This window comes from Mesorhizobium montanum (assembly GCF_033977145.1).
Taxonomy (GTDB): Bacteria; Pseudomonadota; Alphaproteobacteria; order Rhizobiales; family Rhizobiaceae; genus Mesorhizobium; species Mesorhizobium montanum.
This window is the reverse complement of record NZ_JAVIJF010000045.1, coordinates 1-14,457: the sequence shown is the minus strand read 5'-3', so window position 1 is coordinate 14,457 and position 14,457 is coordinate 1. Positions and strand designations below refer to the sequence as shown.

At 59.7% G+C, this 14,457-nt stretch carries 11 protein-coding genes and 7 pseudogenes; 13 read left to right on the top strand and 5 right to left on the bottom strand.

Going from position 1 to position 14,457, the window contains the following annotated elements; translation table 11 throughout:
* Nucleotides 1–186 (bottom strand): annotated as a pseudogene (locus RFM68_RS33075) (IS6 family transposase); the annotation flags it as partial.
* Nucleotides 187–240: 54 nt separating this feature from the next.
* On the opposite strand from RFM68_RS33075, the pseudogene RFM68_RS33070 reads away from it, so the two are divergent.
* From RFM68_RS33070 to RFM68_RS33010, 13 genes and pseudogenes are all read left to right on the top strand, one after another.
* A pseudogene (locus tag RFM68_RS33070) lies at nt 241–806 on the top strand (transposase); the annotation flags it as partial.
* Between the two features lie 418 nt (nt 807–1,224).
* Nucleotides 1,225–1,884, top strand: coding sequence for an FkbM family methyltransferase (locus RFM68_RS33065; RefSeq protein WP_320237131.1), 660 nt, complete (start codon nt 1,225–1,227; stop codon nt 1,882–1,884).
* 240 nt (nt 1,885–2,124) lie between these two features.
* Nucleotides 2,125–2,304 carry a recombinase family protein gene (locus RFM68_RS33060; RefSeq protein WP_320237130.1) on the top strand — a complete coding sequence of 60 codons (180 nt, stop codon included), beginning with the start codon at nt 2,125–2,127 and terminating at the stop codon, nt 2,302–2,304.
* Between the two features lie 202 nt (nt 2,305–2,506).
* Nucleotides 2,507–2,770, top strand: a complete 264-nt coding sequence (locus RFM68_RS33055; RefSeq protein WP_320237129.1) for a recombinase family protein — start codon at nt 2,507–2,509, stop codon at nt 2,768–2,770.
* Nucleotides 2,760–3,422: a recombinase zinc ribbon domain-containing protein gene (locus RFM68_RS33050; protein WP_320237128.1), complete on the top strand. Its 663-nt coding sequence runs from the start codon at nt 2,760–2,762 to the stop codon at nt 3,420–3,422. Before RFM68_RS33055 ends, RFM68_RS33050 begins: the two co-directional genes overlap by 11 nt.
* 155 nt (nt 3,423–3,577) lie before the next feature.
* Nucleotides 3,578–3,976 carry a helix-turn-helix domain-containing protein gene (locus RFM68_RS33045; protein WP_320237126.1) on the top strand — a complete coding sequence of 133 codons (399 nt, stop codon included), beginning with the start codon at nt 3,578–3,580 and terminating at the stop codon, nt 3,974–3,976.
* 26 nt (nt 3,977–4,002) lie between these two features.
* Nucleotides 4,003–4,437 (top strand): annotated as a pseudogene (locus RFM68_RS33040) (transposase); the annotation flags it as partial.
* A gap of 121 nt (nt 4,438–4,558) precedes the next feature.
* Nucleotides 4,559–5,696, top strand: a pseudogene (locus tag RFM68_RS33035) (IS1380 family transposase); the annotation flags it as partial.
* 181 nt (nt 5,697–5,877) lie between these two features.
* Complete coding sequence (locus tag RFM68_RS33030) at nt 5,878–7,050, top strand: LysR substrate-binding domain-containing protein (RefSeq protein WP_320237124.1); 1,173 nt, start codon at nt 5,878–5,880, stop codon at nt 7,048–7,050.
* 864 nt (nt 7,051–7,914) lie between these two features.
* Nucleotides 7,915–8,298: a LysR substrate-binding domain-containing protein gene (locus tag RFM68_RS33025; protein ID WP_320237122.1), complete on the top strand. Its 384-nt coding sequence runs from the start codon at nt 7,915–7,917 to the stop codon at nt 8,296–8,298.
* 111 nt (nt 8,299–8,409) lie between these two features.
* Nucleotides 8,410–8,745 carry a reverse transcriptase domain-containing protein gene (locus tag RFM68_RS33020; RefSeq protein WP_320237120.1) on the top strand — a complete coding sequence of 112 codons (336 nt, stop codon included), beginning with the start codon at nt 8,410–8,412 and terminating at the stop codon, nt 8,743–8,745.
* Nucleotides 8,746–8,856: 111 nt separating this feature from the next.
* A protein-coding gene (locus RFM68_RS33015) for an IS630 family transposase (protein WP_320237118.1) occupies nt 8,857–9,926 on the top strand; the annotation gives its coding sequence in 2 pieces (ribosomal slippage) (nt 8,857–9,343 and nt 9,343–9,926; 1,071 coding nt in all).
* On the top strand, nt 9,923–10,231 hold the full coding sequence (locus RFM68_RS33010; RefSeq protein ID WP_320237116.1) for a hypothetical protein: 309 nt from the start codon (nt 9,923–9,925) through the stop codon (nt 10,229–10,231). Before RFM68_RS33015 ends, RFM68_RS33010 begins: the two co-directional genes overlap by 4 nt.
* Nucleotides 10,232–10,777: 546 nt before the next feature.
* Here RFM68_RS33010 and RFM68_RS33005 read toward each other — a convergent pair.
* From RFM68_RS33005 to RFM68_RS32990, 4 genes and pseudogenes are all read right to left on the bottom strand, one after another.
* A pseudogene (locus RFM68_RS33005) lies at nt 10,778–10,932 on the bottom strand (RNA polymerase factor sigma-54); the annotation flags it as partial.
* Between the two features lie 94 nt (nt 10,933–11,026).
* Nucleotides 11,027–12,222 (bottom strand): annotated as a pseudogene (locus tag RFM68_RS33000) (IS256 family transposase).
* Nucleotides 12,223–12,371: 149 nt separating this feature from the next.
* Nucleotides 12,372–12,938: pseudogene (locus tag RFM68_RS32995) on the bottom strand (RNA polymerase factor sigma-54); the annotation flags it as partial.
* 192 nt (nt 12,939–13,130) lie between these two features.
* The gene (locus RFM68_RS32990; RefSeq protein WP_320237114.1) at nt 13,131–13,928 is read right to left on the bottom strand and encodes a glycoside hydrolase family 12 protein; all 798 of its coding nucleotides are present in this window, start codon (nt 13,926–13,928) and stop codon (nt 13,131–13,133) included.
* Between the last annotated feature and the right edge of the window lie 529 nt (nt 13,929–14,457).

Here is a 14,457-nt window from a genome sequence, read left to right as displayed (position 1 = left end):
GTAATCCGGACCGAACTTCATGCCCCACCGGCGGATTGTCTCATACGAAACCACGATCCCGCGCTCCAGCAGCATTTCTTCGGCCAGACGCTGGCTCAAGGGGAACCTGTAGTAAAGCCAGACTGCAGGGGCGATGATCTGCGGCGGGAAACGATGGCGCTTGTAGCTGACGGTCGCGGCGTTCATGGCATGGTCTATGCCGCAAATCCCTGAACGCGAGTTAAGTTAATAACGCCTAGTCCGCAGGCCATCGACTGGTGCCGCCCCAACGATCTCGACTTCATCCTCGGCGTGGCGCCCACCACGACGCTGCGAAAGCATGTCGCGGACCTGGAGGCCCGCACGATGACGCGCTTTGAAGCGTCGAAAACGAACAAGGTCCGCCGCTTCAAAAAGTTCTTTGCCCGCGTCGAGGTCGGTGCCCAAGGTACTGACACCCGCTTCATCGTCACCAACCTGGCCGATGCTCTACGCGGACCTTAACTGCCGACGCGGAGCGGCCGAGAACCACATCAAATCGTGGAAGACGCATCTCGCCGCCGACCGAACGTCCTGCACAAGAGCGACCAACCAATTCCGGCTGTTCCTGCATGCCGGCGCCTACTGGCTCATGTGGGGCCTGCGCGCGGCGATGCCGAAACGCTCCGTCTTTGCCGTCGCCCAATTCGACACGCTGCGTTTGCGCCTCATCAAAATCGCCGCGCGGGCGGTCGAGATGAAGAATCCGCCTGCATCTGCCGACATCCTGCCCCGACCAGCGGATCCTGCGCATCGTCCTCGATCGGATCCCGCGGCTCGTGACATAGCCGACGGGCGCCAACGCCCCGAAAACAACCCGCCGACCGCAACCCGCAACCCCCCGCCTTCCATCACGACGCTTCACTGTAGCGCCCGAAGAGGGTTGGTAAAAAGTACTGCGCGACCAGATCGCCGCTTCAGGCCGCCGAAAACTCATCGTAGTGCATCAAGGCGGCTACGCGCGAAAGGGAAGGTCAATTCACATTCCGCGTGTGAGATATCCGACAAATGTCGGACGAGCAACATAGAACATCAGCAAATCCGTATAGTTTAGAGGTGGTTTCACCGTCGGCACGCTACATGCAATGTCTTAGACGGTGGAGAATATTCTTGTGATTTCGCTGACTACCGCTGTCATAAGAGTAGCGCTCGCCGTTCTCCTGGTTGCAGAACTATCGAAAAATGATGCTTGAAGAGGATTGCGGGATGACGTTGGAAATCAAAGCAGGGCCTGTATCTGCCAATCTCATCGAACAGGACGATTGGATCTGCTTAAGCAATAGGCCAAGCATACCCTATGAGGTTGAAAGCCTTGTAAAATGGGCGGAGATATGCGCCGTGGGCGGGACGGCGATTGATATCGGCGCCTATACTGGGTTGTTTTCCATAATCGCAGCTAAGCAGGGATGCTGCGTCATTGCCTTTGAACCGATGCCGACGCACGTAGCGCGGTGTTGGGATAATTTCCGCCTGAACAACGTCGAGGTCGAAATTTACAACGCTTGCGTTTCGGATGCTGTTGGCGAAGCGGTGATCAAGTTCAACCCGAATGCGCCGTATCTGACATATGGTGCCAGCTTAATCCGTTCGACCTGCGGAGCGGGGAATGAAAGCAAACTGCTCAACGTCCATTCGATGACGATCGACAGTCTCGGGCTGGATCAATGCACCGCGATAAAGATCGACGTGGAGCGCGGCGAGCCGATGGTACTTGCCGGTGCCCGCAATACGTTGGAGCGGCTAAAGCCTGTCCTCATAGTTGAGGTGATTGGCGAGGAGGAAAAGGCGGCCGTGCGCACCGCCGTTCCCGATTATGACGTGGCGGCCGAATTGGATATGCGGAACTGGCTGATGGTGCCGAAATAAGAGTACTTTCCGTTCTGCGATCCGGTGGTCAACTGGAACGTTTTATCGCCTGAAGGATGGCATACGAAGCGGCTGTTTTCGGCGGCACTTGAAGGCCGCTGTTTACGCATGCTTTCTCAGGTGAGATCGATGCGATAGGCGTTGTGAACCAGCAGCGATCTACGGCCACCTGACTTGTAACGATGATCGAGCGTCGTTCGTTCGGCTGCCGGCGGTGTCACACGCGCCGACTTCGACCGGATGGTCGAGGAGGTCTGCCTCGGCAAGGTTGGTGCGGTTGCGGCTCGGGAAGTGTCCCGGTTTGCCCGCAATAGCCGCGACTGGCAGCAGCTCATCGAGATGTGTCGTGTTGTTGGCACCGTGCTGATCGACCGGGAGACGGTCATGCGCCGCGGCAAGGCAATGATCGGCTGTTGCTGAGGCTGAAAGGGACGACGAGCGAGCTCGAACTGTCGCTCCTGCGGGCCCGTTCGATGGAAGCCTTAAAGCAGAAAGCACGACGGGGCGAGCTCTTCTTCACGGTCGCCGTCGGTTAAGTAACAGCGGGCTGTGACAAAATCGGAAGGGATCCCGACCTGCGCGTGCGCCAGGCGATTGGGGTGTCTTCACTCGCTTTGCCGAAATGCAAAGCATCCGCCAGGTGTTCTTGTCGCTTGGCAGCGGCCAGATAGCGCTGCCGTACATCAACCCCAGGATCTCGGGACAGCAGGAGGTGCTGTGGAAACCTCCGGTCTACATGACGGTGAGCAACCTTCTCACCAATCCTGTTTATGCTGGTGCTTATGCCTTTCCGAACCGGAAGTCGGACGATAATCGAAAATGGCCGCAAGCGAATCGAGCGCGGCCGTCGCAAAGCTCGCTCGGATTGGGCAGTCTTGCTCGTTGATCACGAAGGCTATTTGCCCTGGGCAGACTTTAAAAGGAACCAATTGCTGACTACTGACAATGCCAACGGCAAGGGCATGATGGTGCGCGAGCAGGTGCGCAAGGGAGAGGCTTTGCTCACCGGGCTATTGCGTTGCGGTCATTGCGGCCGCCGGCTGCTTGTTGGCTATAATGGCGCCAAGGGTGATGTCGGCCGCTATAAGTGTGACGCGACCCGGAGCAATCCCGACGGTGATCCCTGTATCTCGTTTGGCGCATTACGGGTCGACGAGGCGGTGGGAGCCGAGATCGTGCGGTTGCTGCAGCCGCTCGGCGTTGAAGCGGCCATCCAGGCGATCGCGCAGCGGGAGCATCAGTCTGGCGAAAAACAGCGCCAGATCGAGTTGGCGCTCGAACAGGCGCGACATGAGGCAACCCGAGCGCGCCGGCAGTATGACACGGTCGACCCTGAGAATCGTCTAATTGTTCACGAACTCGATCGCCGGTGGAACGGCGCCCTCGCGACCGTACGCGCACTCGAGCAAGAACTGGAGGCCCTGGTCCGACAGCGCCCGGCCGCTTTGAGCGCCGAGGAGCGCCACCGCCTATTGCAAATGGGGGTCGACCTGGAAGCCGCGAGGCATCATCCGGCGGCCACTGCGGTCACGCGATAAGCGCATCATCCCGGGTCGTGTTTCGCGAGGTCGTGGCACAGGCCGAGGGTAACCAGATTCATTTGTTGTTGCATCGGCAGGGCGGCGATCATACTCGCCTGACGGTGAGAAAGAACCGGCGGGGTTAAACGCGGTGGTCCGTCGAGCCGGAGACGGTGGAGCTGATCCGCGCCTGCGCGCGACTGGTGCCCGACAAGGCCATTGCCGGACTACTCAACCGGGCAGGAAAGCGGACAGGTCGATCGAATGGATGGTCGCAGTTGCGTGTGCGGAGCTTCCACAACACGCACGGCATCGCGGTCTACAGGGATGGCGAATGGGCTGAGCGCGGCGAATTCACGTTCACTGAAGCCGCCAGGATGCTCAATCTGAGCCCTGCGACGGTCCTTCGCCAGATTGCCGCCGGCATCATTCCTGCCGAGCAATATTGCAAAGGCGCACCATGGGTCATCAAACGACGGGATATCGAAGATTCGCGTCTGATCGAGTGCGTCAGGCACTCAAGGCGCCCGTCATCACCAGGCTTGGAGCAAAAGCCAATTGACTTTCAATGACATAGCCAGATGGGCATTATGACGCGGGACCAGGCGCCATCACCGCAACCTCGTTCGCCACTGCCATTGAAGATCCGGGCAACTTCAGGAAGTCCCGATCTGTTGGCGCCTGGATAGGCCTAACGACACGCCGCCACCAATCCGGAGAAGTCGATCATGACGGCCATATATCCCGACGCGGCGACCGCCATTTGCGAGGGCTTCTCTACGAAGCGGCGTCGGTTATTCTGACGCGTAGCTCAGCCGACCGACTGACATTCAGCTCCTCAGCCGCAGCCGAGAAGGTTGCATGGCGCGAGGTGGCCTTTACCGCCAGCAACGATCTCATCGGTGGAATATGCTTCCAGTATCTCACTGTGAATCCTATTCAACTTGCGATGAATCGAAACGTGGGTTGTTTTTCGGCCCTGTCAAAATCAAGGGATTTTAGAGCACCTGGATTGGCGATAGCCCCATCCTAGCCCGTCTTATGCACGACGATGGGCCTTTGAGGCTGACGGATGTAGCTTAAGCGATTGATTTGGCGTAGGATTCGGTTGCTTAGGGCAAACCTTCCACCGCATCTCGCGAGCCACGCACGCCATGACCGGCATTCTGCGCGCCCGCATCTTCGCCATCGCCTGCGGTTATGAGGATGCCAACGATCTCAACCGGCTGCGTACCGATCCAGCTTTCAAGCTCGCTTGCGGACGGTTGCCCGATAGCGGGCCCGACCTGTGCTCGCAGCCGACGTGTTCGCGGCTGGAGAACCTGCCCGACATCAGGACCGTCATCCGGCTCGGCCGCCTGCTGGCTGTCGAGCTACGCCGCGCCGCCCAAAAGCGTCACGCTCGACATCGACGACACGGTTGATGTCGTTCACGACCATCAGCAGCTGTCGCTCTTGACAAACGCCCACTACGACGAGCGTTGTTTCCTGCCGATCCACATCTACGACGCCGCGACAGGACGTCCGGTCGCGATGATCCTGCGTTCCGGCAAGACCCCGACGGGCAAGGAGATCCGCGGCCATCTGCGCCGTCTCGTGCGCCGCATCTGCGCCCGCTGGCCGACCACCCGCATCCTGATGCGTGGTGATGGCCATTACGGCCGGGCGCAAGTCATGGCCTGGTGTGAAAACAATGCGATCGACTACCTCTTCGGCCTACCCGGCAACAAGGTTCTGCAGCGGCTCGTCGACGAGAGCGCCGACGACATCCGCACGCGCCGCGCGCTCGAGCGCAAGTCTGTGCTGCGCGGCTATGCCCAGACCCACTACAAGGCGAAGTTCTGGAAGCTTGAGCGTCGCGCCTGCGCTCGCATCGAGTCAACCGCGATGGGCCTCGACATCCGCTTCGTCGTCACCAATCTCGACAAAGGCTCCGCCGAGCACATCTATGACGTGATCTACTGCGCCCGCGGCCAGGCCGAAAACCTGATCAAGATGCACAAGAGCCAGCTCGCCTCCGACCGCACCTCCTGCCGCTCACCGATTGCCAACCAGGTCCGTCTTGTCCTGCACACCGCCGCATACTGGTTGATGCTCACCCTGCGCGAGGCGGTGCCCACAACCCATCATCTGCGCAACGCCGAGTTCGCTACGCTGCGGCTCAGGCTGCTCAAGCTCGGCGCTCGCGTCATCTAAACCGTCTCGCGCATCCGTCTGGCGTTCGCCGCCGCCTGTCCCGAGGCAAGTCTGTTCCGGGCGCTCGCCAGCAATCTGCTACCGGCAGGACCATGACCGCCTGGGCAGCAGGCCCCGCCAAACCATACAGCTTCCACCCTCCAGCGCGTTCACAAGTCCAGACATAGCCGCGGTGAAAAAGACGCCGCGCCGCCACCTGTCCACCACTCAGCGGCAAACAATCCCAAATGCGTCATGAATAAGACAGGCTAGCATGAGGAAACCGGATGAGCGGCACATGGACGCTCGCAATCGCAATCACGGGTTAAAAGCTGACTGTAAATTAGTTGGTCTTCAGCTCTCAGTACGGCAGGCCATTACATCCAAGCGGTTTTTTACGGGCCTTCGAATCGTCGTTTCGCTTTCGTTCCCGCTTAGCATGATCAAGGAGTGCTTGAGAACGATCGTTGTTTCTGTCCCAGAAATGTCTAAAACAGAAATGGCTGAACACCTCAGACATCACAGGCACAGCGTGCGCAACAAGGCGGTTTTCCGAAATTTACAAAGGCTCCTTCCGGCCTTTGAATCTGCCGCGCGGCTTAAAAGCTTCACCCTTGCGGGCGAGGAGATCGGCTTGTCCCAAAGCTCGGTAAGCAAGCAGATTATTGAATTAGAAAGTCGATTGGGTCAGCGTCTCTTTATTCGGCTGCATAAACGGATAGCTTTAACATCGGCAGGAGACCGCCTGTTCAAGACCTATTCAATCGCCATTTCACGGGTTCTTGACGTAGTGGAGGATCTGATTCACGAGCGGTCGAGAGAACAAATCGTCTTATCGACGACTACCGGCATTGGTGCGTTCATGCTACTGCCCAGGCTTGCCGAGATGCGCCAATGCTTTTTTGGCCATCAAATTTTTCTGATGACATGGGACCCCCGGGGAATAGAGCCGGCAGGTCAGTTTGACCTAGCGCTGATATACGGAGATCCGGATGTTCGCGGAATTGCAACAAGAGCCCTTTTTACTGACGTCGTCACGCCAGTCTGTACACCGGAATTTCTCGCCAAGAACGGACCACTGCGTGAGGTGCGTGATCTCTTGGACTGCGAACTGCTTTACACGCAGGCGCAGGTCCCTTCCTGGGTCAACTGGCGGCAATGGCTACGTGAGTTTGATCTTGAGCTACCGAAGAACTATCAGCCCATAGGCTTCAATAGCGACTACAATACGATACAGGCTTGCCTCGCAGGCGAAGGCATCGCCTTGGGGTGGCTACGTGGACTCAGTAGCGTGATGGAGTCGGGAAGGCTTGTGACGCCGCTGTCACAGTATTTGCCAACGGAAGAACGGTATCAACTGGCTTGGCCGGCCGACAAGCCACCCGAGTTTTCAATTGAGCCCTTTTACGAGTGGCTGGTCCGCCGATATGGCGGGACTCTTCCCTTTTATCCACCCACCAACCTCGCATAGGGCACACTAGGCGTTATCAACTTAACTCGCGTTCAGGGATTTGCGCATAGACCATGGCATGAACACCGCGACCGTCAGCTACAAGCGCCACGTGAAACTATCCGCCAATCGACTGCGTCGTCAGCTTTCAGGCGAACACGTCCTCGGGCTAGCTGGCGCGGATGACCCACATCTGGTTCCATAAAGGTGCGTTGCCCAGCCCAACGCTATCTGTCCAATATCTGGGCTCGACGTTTCGGTCCAAGGTGAAGTGCTCAACCTTCTTGCGCGCCTGTAAAGCGCTGCGCTTCGACACGTGAGTGAGTACTCCAGCCTGGTAGCCCGATCGCCGCCGCAGCCGAATGAGCTTGACAAAAAATGAAGCTAGCCCGGTAAAGGCCTGAAATCCGGTAACTTCGAAGAGATTCGGAGGGCGATGGGAGCGCGGGGCGATGGATCCGACGGGCGACAGCTCAGCTGCATGGACCTTGAGGCGCGGGTGCGGTGCGATCGACCCAGCGCGCAATCCGATTGATCGTGAACGAGGCTGTGGTCGCGTCGAGTTCGCGGCGCCGTATTCCCCGATAGGACCGCCCCTCGATTGCGCCAGAAAAGCTGCTGCGAGCGATGTTGTTGCTGGGACACGCAGGCCTCGACTACAGACACGGGCTGATGGAGAATCGCCATGGCCTGCTGGTCGGCGCCTGCGTGATTTGGCAGACGGGCACGCCGAGCGGGTAGCCGCACTGGCAACCATCCGCGGCGGTTCTCGTCTTGCCCTTCCCACCGTGCAGGCAGAGCCAAGCGCGCAACGTATGATACTGCCGGCCGCCCCGTCGGCCGCTTCTACATCCACAATGGTGACGATTCAGGCTTCGTCTGCTGATGGTGCACGAGGCGCATCCACTCGCCGGCCGGAAACGCGTGCAGCCGCAGGACCTTTTGGACGAAGAGTTGATTACTGTGCCCGTCACGCTGGAGCGCCTGGACATCTACACCCGCTTCCTTGTCCCGGCGAACTACAGACCCCGTCAGCATCGCACTGCCGAAACCATCGACCTGATGCTGCAACTGGTATGTGCGGGCAGGGGCGTGACAGTTCTTCCCGATTGGCTCCTGCAGGAGGATGCATCCGGACTGCCGATACGCGCACTGCGCCTGGGAGACAGCGGCATCCGGAAGAGCATCAACCTGGGTGTGCGGCGCGGCGAGGAGACGACCTCCTATATCGACGGTTTCCTGAAGCTTGCCCGGGAAATGGGACGCTGATCCTACCGGTGATTGCTCCAATTCAGTTTCGAAACGCAGCCTTAGCGTTAACTTTCCGGCGCATGAACATCCACACCGCAGGCATCATCCTGGCATCGGCAACACGTCAGCATGCTCGCCAACATCTTCCTGCACTACATCCTCGATCTTTGGGCTCATCAATGGCGTCGTCGCCATGCCCGCGGTCACGTTGTGATCGTGCGCTACGCTGACGGCTTCGTCATGGGCTTCGAGAACAAGGCGGATGCAGAGGAGATGCTGTTGGCCCTCAAGGCGCGGCTGACCGGCTTTGGCCTGACGCTCCATGAGGACAAGACGCGGCTGATCGAGTTTGGGCGGTTCGCTGCCCTTTCACGACAGCGGCGTGGCGAGCGGCGGCCCGAGACCTTCGCCTTTCTGGCTTCACCCACTACTGCGGGCGGACCCGGGACGGCCGGTTCATCGTGAAGCATAAAACGGAAGGGAAACGCCTAATACCAACGGTCTTGGCTGCTGACTCTTTTGTGATTTTGGCCGATTTGCGCGGCGTGATTCCCTATTGCCGAAGGAGATTCGGCGATGGGATCAGCGGTGAAGTTGCGGACGGACTTTTCGGCGGGGGAGCTTCGCCGTCTTGCCCGGAACTCAAAGGATGCGCGCCAGAGCAGCCGGCTGTTGTCGATCGCGGCGGTTCTGGACGGCATGAGCCGGGCCGATGCGGCCCGGATCGGCGGGATGGATCGCCAGACGCTACGCGACTGGGTGCATCGGTTCAACACGGCCGGCCCCGATGGTCTTGTGGACCAATGGGCGCCGGGACCAGCGTCCCGGCTGTCGCATGAGCAGCAGGCCGAACTGGCCGCGCTTGTGGAGAAGGGCCCGGATCGTGCCGTCGATGGCGTCGTTCGCTGGCGGCGGATCGACCTGAAGAGAGCCATCAAGGACCGCTTCGGCATTGATTATGACGCGCGCTATGTCGGGAAGCTGCTGCACAAGCTCGGCTTCTCCCACATGAGTGTGCGACCGCGTCATCCGGCGCAGGATGCCCATATCATCGAGGAATTCAAAAAAACTGGCCTCGCACGCTGAAGGCGCATCTTTGCGACTTGCCGCCGCGCACGAAGGTGGAGATCTGGTTCCAGGACGAAGCAAGGATCGGCCAGAAGAACGGGATTGTACGGCAGTGGGCCAGACGCGGCACGCGACCGCGACAGCCGGCCGACCAGCGCTACAAGAGCGCCTACCTGTTCGGCGCCATCTGCCCAGCACGCGGTACCGGGGCGGCTCTCGCACTGCCGTTTGCCGATACCGAGGCCATGCAACTCCATATCAACGAGATCAGCCGCCATGTCGAAAAGGGCGCCCATGCCGTACTCGTCATGGATCGCGCCGGATGGCACACCACCGCAAACCTCAGCATACCGGACAACATCACCCCAATCTTCCTGCCGTCGCGCGCGCCGGAGCTGAACCCGGTCGAGAACGTCTGGCAGTATATGCGCCAGACCTGGCTCTCCAACCGTGTCTTCGACAGCTATGACGATATCATCGATGCGGCCTGCGACGCCTGGCAGAAACTCCTCGCAGCTTCCGAGACCATAACATCAATCGGGATGCGCCAATGGGCCCATGTCGGTCAAACCCCATGACTCTTGGTATAACGCGCAAGCTCACGGCGTTGCGCCAGGAGGCCTGGCGGTTCATGCACGCGCCACTGGCCACGCAGCATGAGTGGTTCGCCGCCGTTCTGCGTGGGCACTACGGCTACTATGGCAGGCCGCACAACTGTCCAGCGCTCAGCGGCTTCTACCAGGAAGTGCGACGCACGTGGCTGCGCTGTCTAAGCAGCCAGAAAAGTCGGCGCATGGGCTGGCCGGAGTTCGAAACCCTGACGGCACGCTTCCCGTTGCCCGTTCCGCGCATCACTCGCACTTGGGCACAGGCGCGGATATGACGCGGGTTACTCTCAGGAAGAGCTGGGTGCGGGAAAGCCGCCCGCCCGGATCTGTGAGGGCGAAAGCCGAATGGCTGAGCTACTCGACCACGATCTTCGTCGAGGCGAATTAGCGTGAGATCGCTTCACGAAGCGGCTGCACGAAGAGTTCGCCCGCTGGAAGGAAGTGGCCGGCCACCACGACCTCTGGGTAAGAATATTGCATGCACCCGCGAGCGCTCGACCGAGAATGCCGGCCACATCCGCAAGGACATGGCGGCAGCCGATGTCCCTCTCCTTTCGCACGCGCGATGAAATTGTCGATCGTAAAACCCCCGCCATAAGTCGGACGCAAAAGACGCAAGACGCTTCGCCTGGAAGACGGGCTAACGCCCGAATGCCGAAGCCGGATTGCCGACCCGCGAACTCTCGCGCCGTCCCTGCGCTAGTATGAACTGGATAGGTTCAACGGGTCACTGCGCGAGATAGCAGTATCTCAGCCGCTGGAGCGGACGAGAGCAACTCCATGGCGACCACACCGGCCGCGCCCGGTGGCCCCGATCGCAATCAGGCTGAGGCGCGCATTTGCCGGCGGCGTTGCACCGAGGAGGAATGTTCATCGCTTCGCGATATTTCGTGACACTGCGACGCGCAATGTCGATGCCGATTTCCTTGAGCCTAAAGGCAATGTCGTCGCCGGAGAGTACCTCACGCGGCGATTCCGTCTATAGTCTGACGGCGAACGGGATCGTGTCTCAGGAAGTGGTGTAGCTGACGGCGTTGATCGCCGCGCTCTCCGGCAGGAAGCCGGGCTGATCAGCGCGCCACGGCTGGCAGGCTGATGAGGGGATCATCGCTCATCTGGCCGACGCTTTCCAGCGTCATGTAACGGGCACGCTGCACGGCCCATTCGTCGTTCTGTTCGAGGAGCAGAGCGCCGACCAGGCGGATGATGGCATCATCGTTTGGAAAGATGCCGACGACGTCGGTTCGGCGCTTGATCTCGCCATTGAGACGCTCGATTGGATTCGTGCTGTGAAGCTTGGCCCGGTGCTCCTTCGGGAAGGTCATGTAGGCCAGCACGTCAGATTCGGCGTCGTCGAGAATGGCCGCCAGCTTCGGCACCTTCGGCCGGATCTGGTCGGCGACGGCGCGCCACTGGGCACTGGCGGCTTCGGGCGTCTCCTGCGCGAAAGCGGTGGCGATGAAGGCCGAGACGACGCGGCGCCCGCTCTTTCCAGCATGGGCCAACACGTTCCTCATGAAGTGGGCCCGGCAGCGTTGCCAAGTGGCCGAGAGCACCTTTGTCACGGCGGCCTTCAGACCCTCATGGGCATCGGAGACGACGAGCTTGACGCCGCGCAGGCCGCGCCGGGTCAGCTTGCGCAGGAACTTCGTCCAGATCGGCTCGGCCTCCGAGGTGCCGATCTCCATGCCCAGCACCTCGCGCCGGCCGTCGGTGTTGACGCCCACGGCGATGATGACGGCGACCGAGACGATGCGGCCGCCGCGGCGCACCTTGAGATAAGTCGCATCGATCCAAAGATACGGCCAGTCACCTTCGATCGGCCGTTCGAGGAAGGCCTTCACCTTGCCGTCGATCCTCTTCGCATAGCCGCGACACCTGGCTCTTGGAGATGCCGCTCATGCCCATCGCCTTAACCGTCGACCGAGCGGGTCGAGATACCTTGGACGTAGGCCTCCTGGATGACGGCCGTCAGCGCCTTCTCAGCCATGCGGCGCGGCTCCAGGAAACTGGGAAAGTAGGAGCCCTTCCTCAGCTTCGGGATGCGCAGTTCGACCGTGCCGGCCCGCGTCTCCCAGTCCGTGTCGCGGTAGCCATTGCGCTGAGCGGTCCGCAGCGCGCTCTTCTCGCCATAGCCGGCGCCGGTGGCGGCCCCAACCTCCAGTTCCACCAGCCGCTCGGCGGCAAAGCCGATCATCTCGCGCAGAAGATCGGCGTCGGGGGTCTTCTCCACGAGCGCGCGCAGGTTCATCATGTCGTCGGTCATCGGTGGTTCCTTCGAATCAGGTTGGTGTCAGCAACCCGACCCTAACGGAAGAACATCGATGACCACCGCTGCGCCGCTCGCTCGCTACGGCGCTATTGAGGGCGCGCTCGCGAGCGGCTTCGCTACCGCCGAGCTACACCACCTCGCGGGACACGACCGCGAACGGCTTCAGCGGAGTGCGCCGTCTTTGGTAGGAAGCCATGCGGCGATGAAGAAATACTTCAGTTCGAATACACAACGTGGCGTGAGCATATACTTGTTCGACGTCACCCGGCTTATGGTCGACGCATGCATGTTGATCGCCTCGGCGACGGCTCTGAGATTGAGTGGCTGCAGTGGGCAACCCCGTGTTCCAGGAACGCGTCTTGCTGACGGACTATTTCAGCCGCTACTTTGAGGATCGTCTTGGCGCGCTGATCGAGGCTACGGATCAGCCAATTCGCGTTGTTAAAGCATTCATTGAGGAATGCTTTGTGGGTCGCGTAGTTGGCGGTGAGACGTGAGACTTCGAGAAAATAGGTTTGGTTGATCAGGGGCCCAGGCAGCGTTTCCGGATTGAATTCGATTTGCCACCGGCCGTCGGGCGAGGGCTTGATCAAAACATCGGGATGATGGCGTCCCGCCCCGGAGTGGAATTGGTTTCGAGGCTTGGGACCGAGCGCACGAATTTCGCGCAACACATCGCGAAGGTCGTCCTCGTCGACGCCTGGTCGTCGCCCGTGGCCAGCAATTGCGCAAACGAGCGAGTTGAAGGCGTTGACGGCGGCGATCGACATCGGTCACGGCGATCCATGATGCCAGGTAGTCGTAGCCTTCGATCAGGACGTCCTTTTGCGATCGTACAGGCGATGGGACGGCCGACATACATGGCCGACATCCTTTCAGGCGATCCGCAGCCCGTAAATGTATCACGTCGAAGTCACGGAGCAGTTCTTGAAGTTGAAGTTCGCTCCCCCGGGAGACCCGGTAATCTCGACACCGTATTGAACGCTGCCGACATTTATGTCGCCAAAGTAACCCTTAGACTTGAGCCAATCCAGGACGCCCTTGATGTCCACCGTCCCGCTGTCGGTCTTCGAAGTGCGCACCAGCGAGATTACCCGTTGGCCATTGGACCCTTCAAACACGTTCCAATTCGCTCCGCCTACATTGACATTGCGGTAGACCGGAATCGCCGCACCGGAAGGGTCATATTGACTTGAGATAGGCTTAACATTGCCGCTGCCGTCTGGATTTCCGGTGTGGTTTGTCCAGAGCATTATCTCATTTTGATGTGAGCTGTCCCAGATGTCGTAGGCGGTGTCCCAGGCGCCGCCAGAAGGAACATCCTGATTGAAGCTCCCAGTCAGAGTTTTAATTGAACTGAGCGGTTTCCCGACATTGAAAGCCTGGTGGGGATAGCTCTTGATACCTCCAGTATTAGGCTGGTTCGACCACACGCTCCACTGGTTGTCTGCATACACCGAAATTGTCTGAGGCCCAGCGCCCTTTCCCCCCCAGATATCATTGTTCCATGAATAGCCGCCATGTGAAAAGTCTTCGTATGGAGCGCTCGACCTCCAGATCGGAGCGTTTGCCGAGACAGGTGCGACAGTCGATGACCTGGCTTGGTTCAAAGCTTGCCTAAATAGATAATCATCGTGTCTGTCGACGTACCCCGGCGGGGAGGGCAGCGATCCGGTGCCGTTTATCCGAGTGGAATCCATGAAGCTCTCCTTCTGTCACGGGAACAACGATCTCGTACCGATCCGTCTGGCGAGTACCTGGGTCCGTCACCAGTTGAGGCATCCGCATCTGGAGACCAAGTTCGAATGCTAGGGAGCATAACTTTCGAGAAGCTGACGAGTCTTCTACCGAGCCCGTCCGCCGGTCAGCATTCGGCTCAGTGGTATGCTATGCTCATCAGAAGAAGGGCACGACGCGTGTCATCGGGCGATGAATATTCCCTGATTGTGGGCATCGAAAATTCCCTAGTTGGCGCTGCTGCCGCCAGTTCCGGGACGCGTCCTGGAACTGGCGGCTTTCGCTCCGGCGTCGATAGTCCGTCCCGATCTTTGCGGGACGGGAGCGGGGCTGGTGGTCCAACTTGGAGACTTCCGATGATATTTGTGCGCATTTCGCTGATTGTGAGCAGCCATTTCACGCGATGGTGAGCGCTCATTTCATTTGATCGTGAGCAGGGATTTCACGCGATCATGAGCGGCCGCTTCGAACCGACCTGTTGATTGATTCAGG

Coding starts and splice junctions, on each gene's coding strand:
- RFM68_RS33060 (WP_320237130.1), top strand. CDS start 2,125: ATGGTCGAGGAGGTCTGCCTCGGCAAGGTTGGTGCGGTTGCGGCTCGG.
- RFM68_RS33030 (WP_320237124.1), top strand. CDS start 5,878: ATGGACGCTCGCAATCGCAATCACGGGTTAAAAGCTGACTGTAAATTA.
- RFM68_RS33020 (WP_320237120.1), top strand. CDS start 8,410: ATGCTCGCCAACATCTTCCTGCACTACATCCTCGATCTTTGGGCTCAT.
- RFM68_RS33065 (WP_320237131.1), top strand. CDS start 1,225: ATGACGTTGGAAATCAAAGCAGGGCCTGTATCTGCCAATCTCATCGAA.
- RFM68_RS33055 (WP_320237129.1), top strand. CDS start 2,507: ATGCAAAGCATCCGCCAGGTGTTCTTGTCGCTTGGCAGCGGCCAGATA.
- RFM68_RS33010 (WP_320237116.1), top strand. CDS start 9,923: ATGACTCTTGGTATAACGCGCAAGCTCACGGCGTTGCGCCAGGAGGCC.
- RFM68_RS33025 (WP_320237122.1), top strand. CDS start 7,915: ATGGTGCACGAGGCGCATCCACTCGCCGGCCGGAAACGCGTGCAGCCG.
- RFM68_RS32990 (WP_320237114.1), bottom strand. CDS start 13,928: ATGGATTCCACTCGGATAAACGGCACCGGATCGCTGCCCTCCCCGCCG.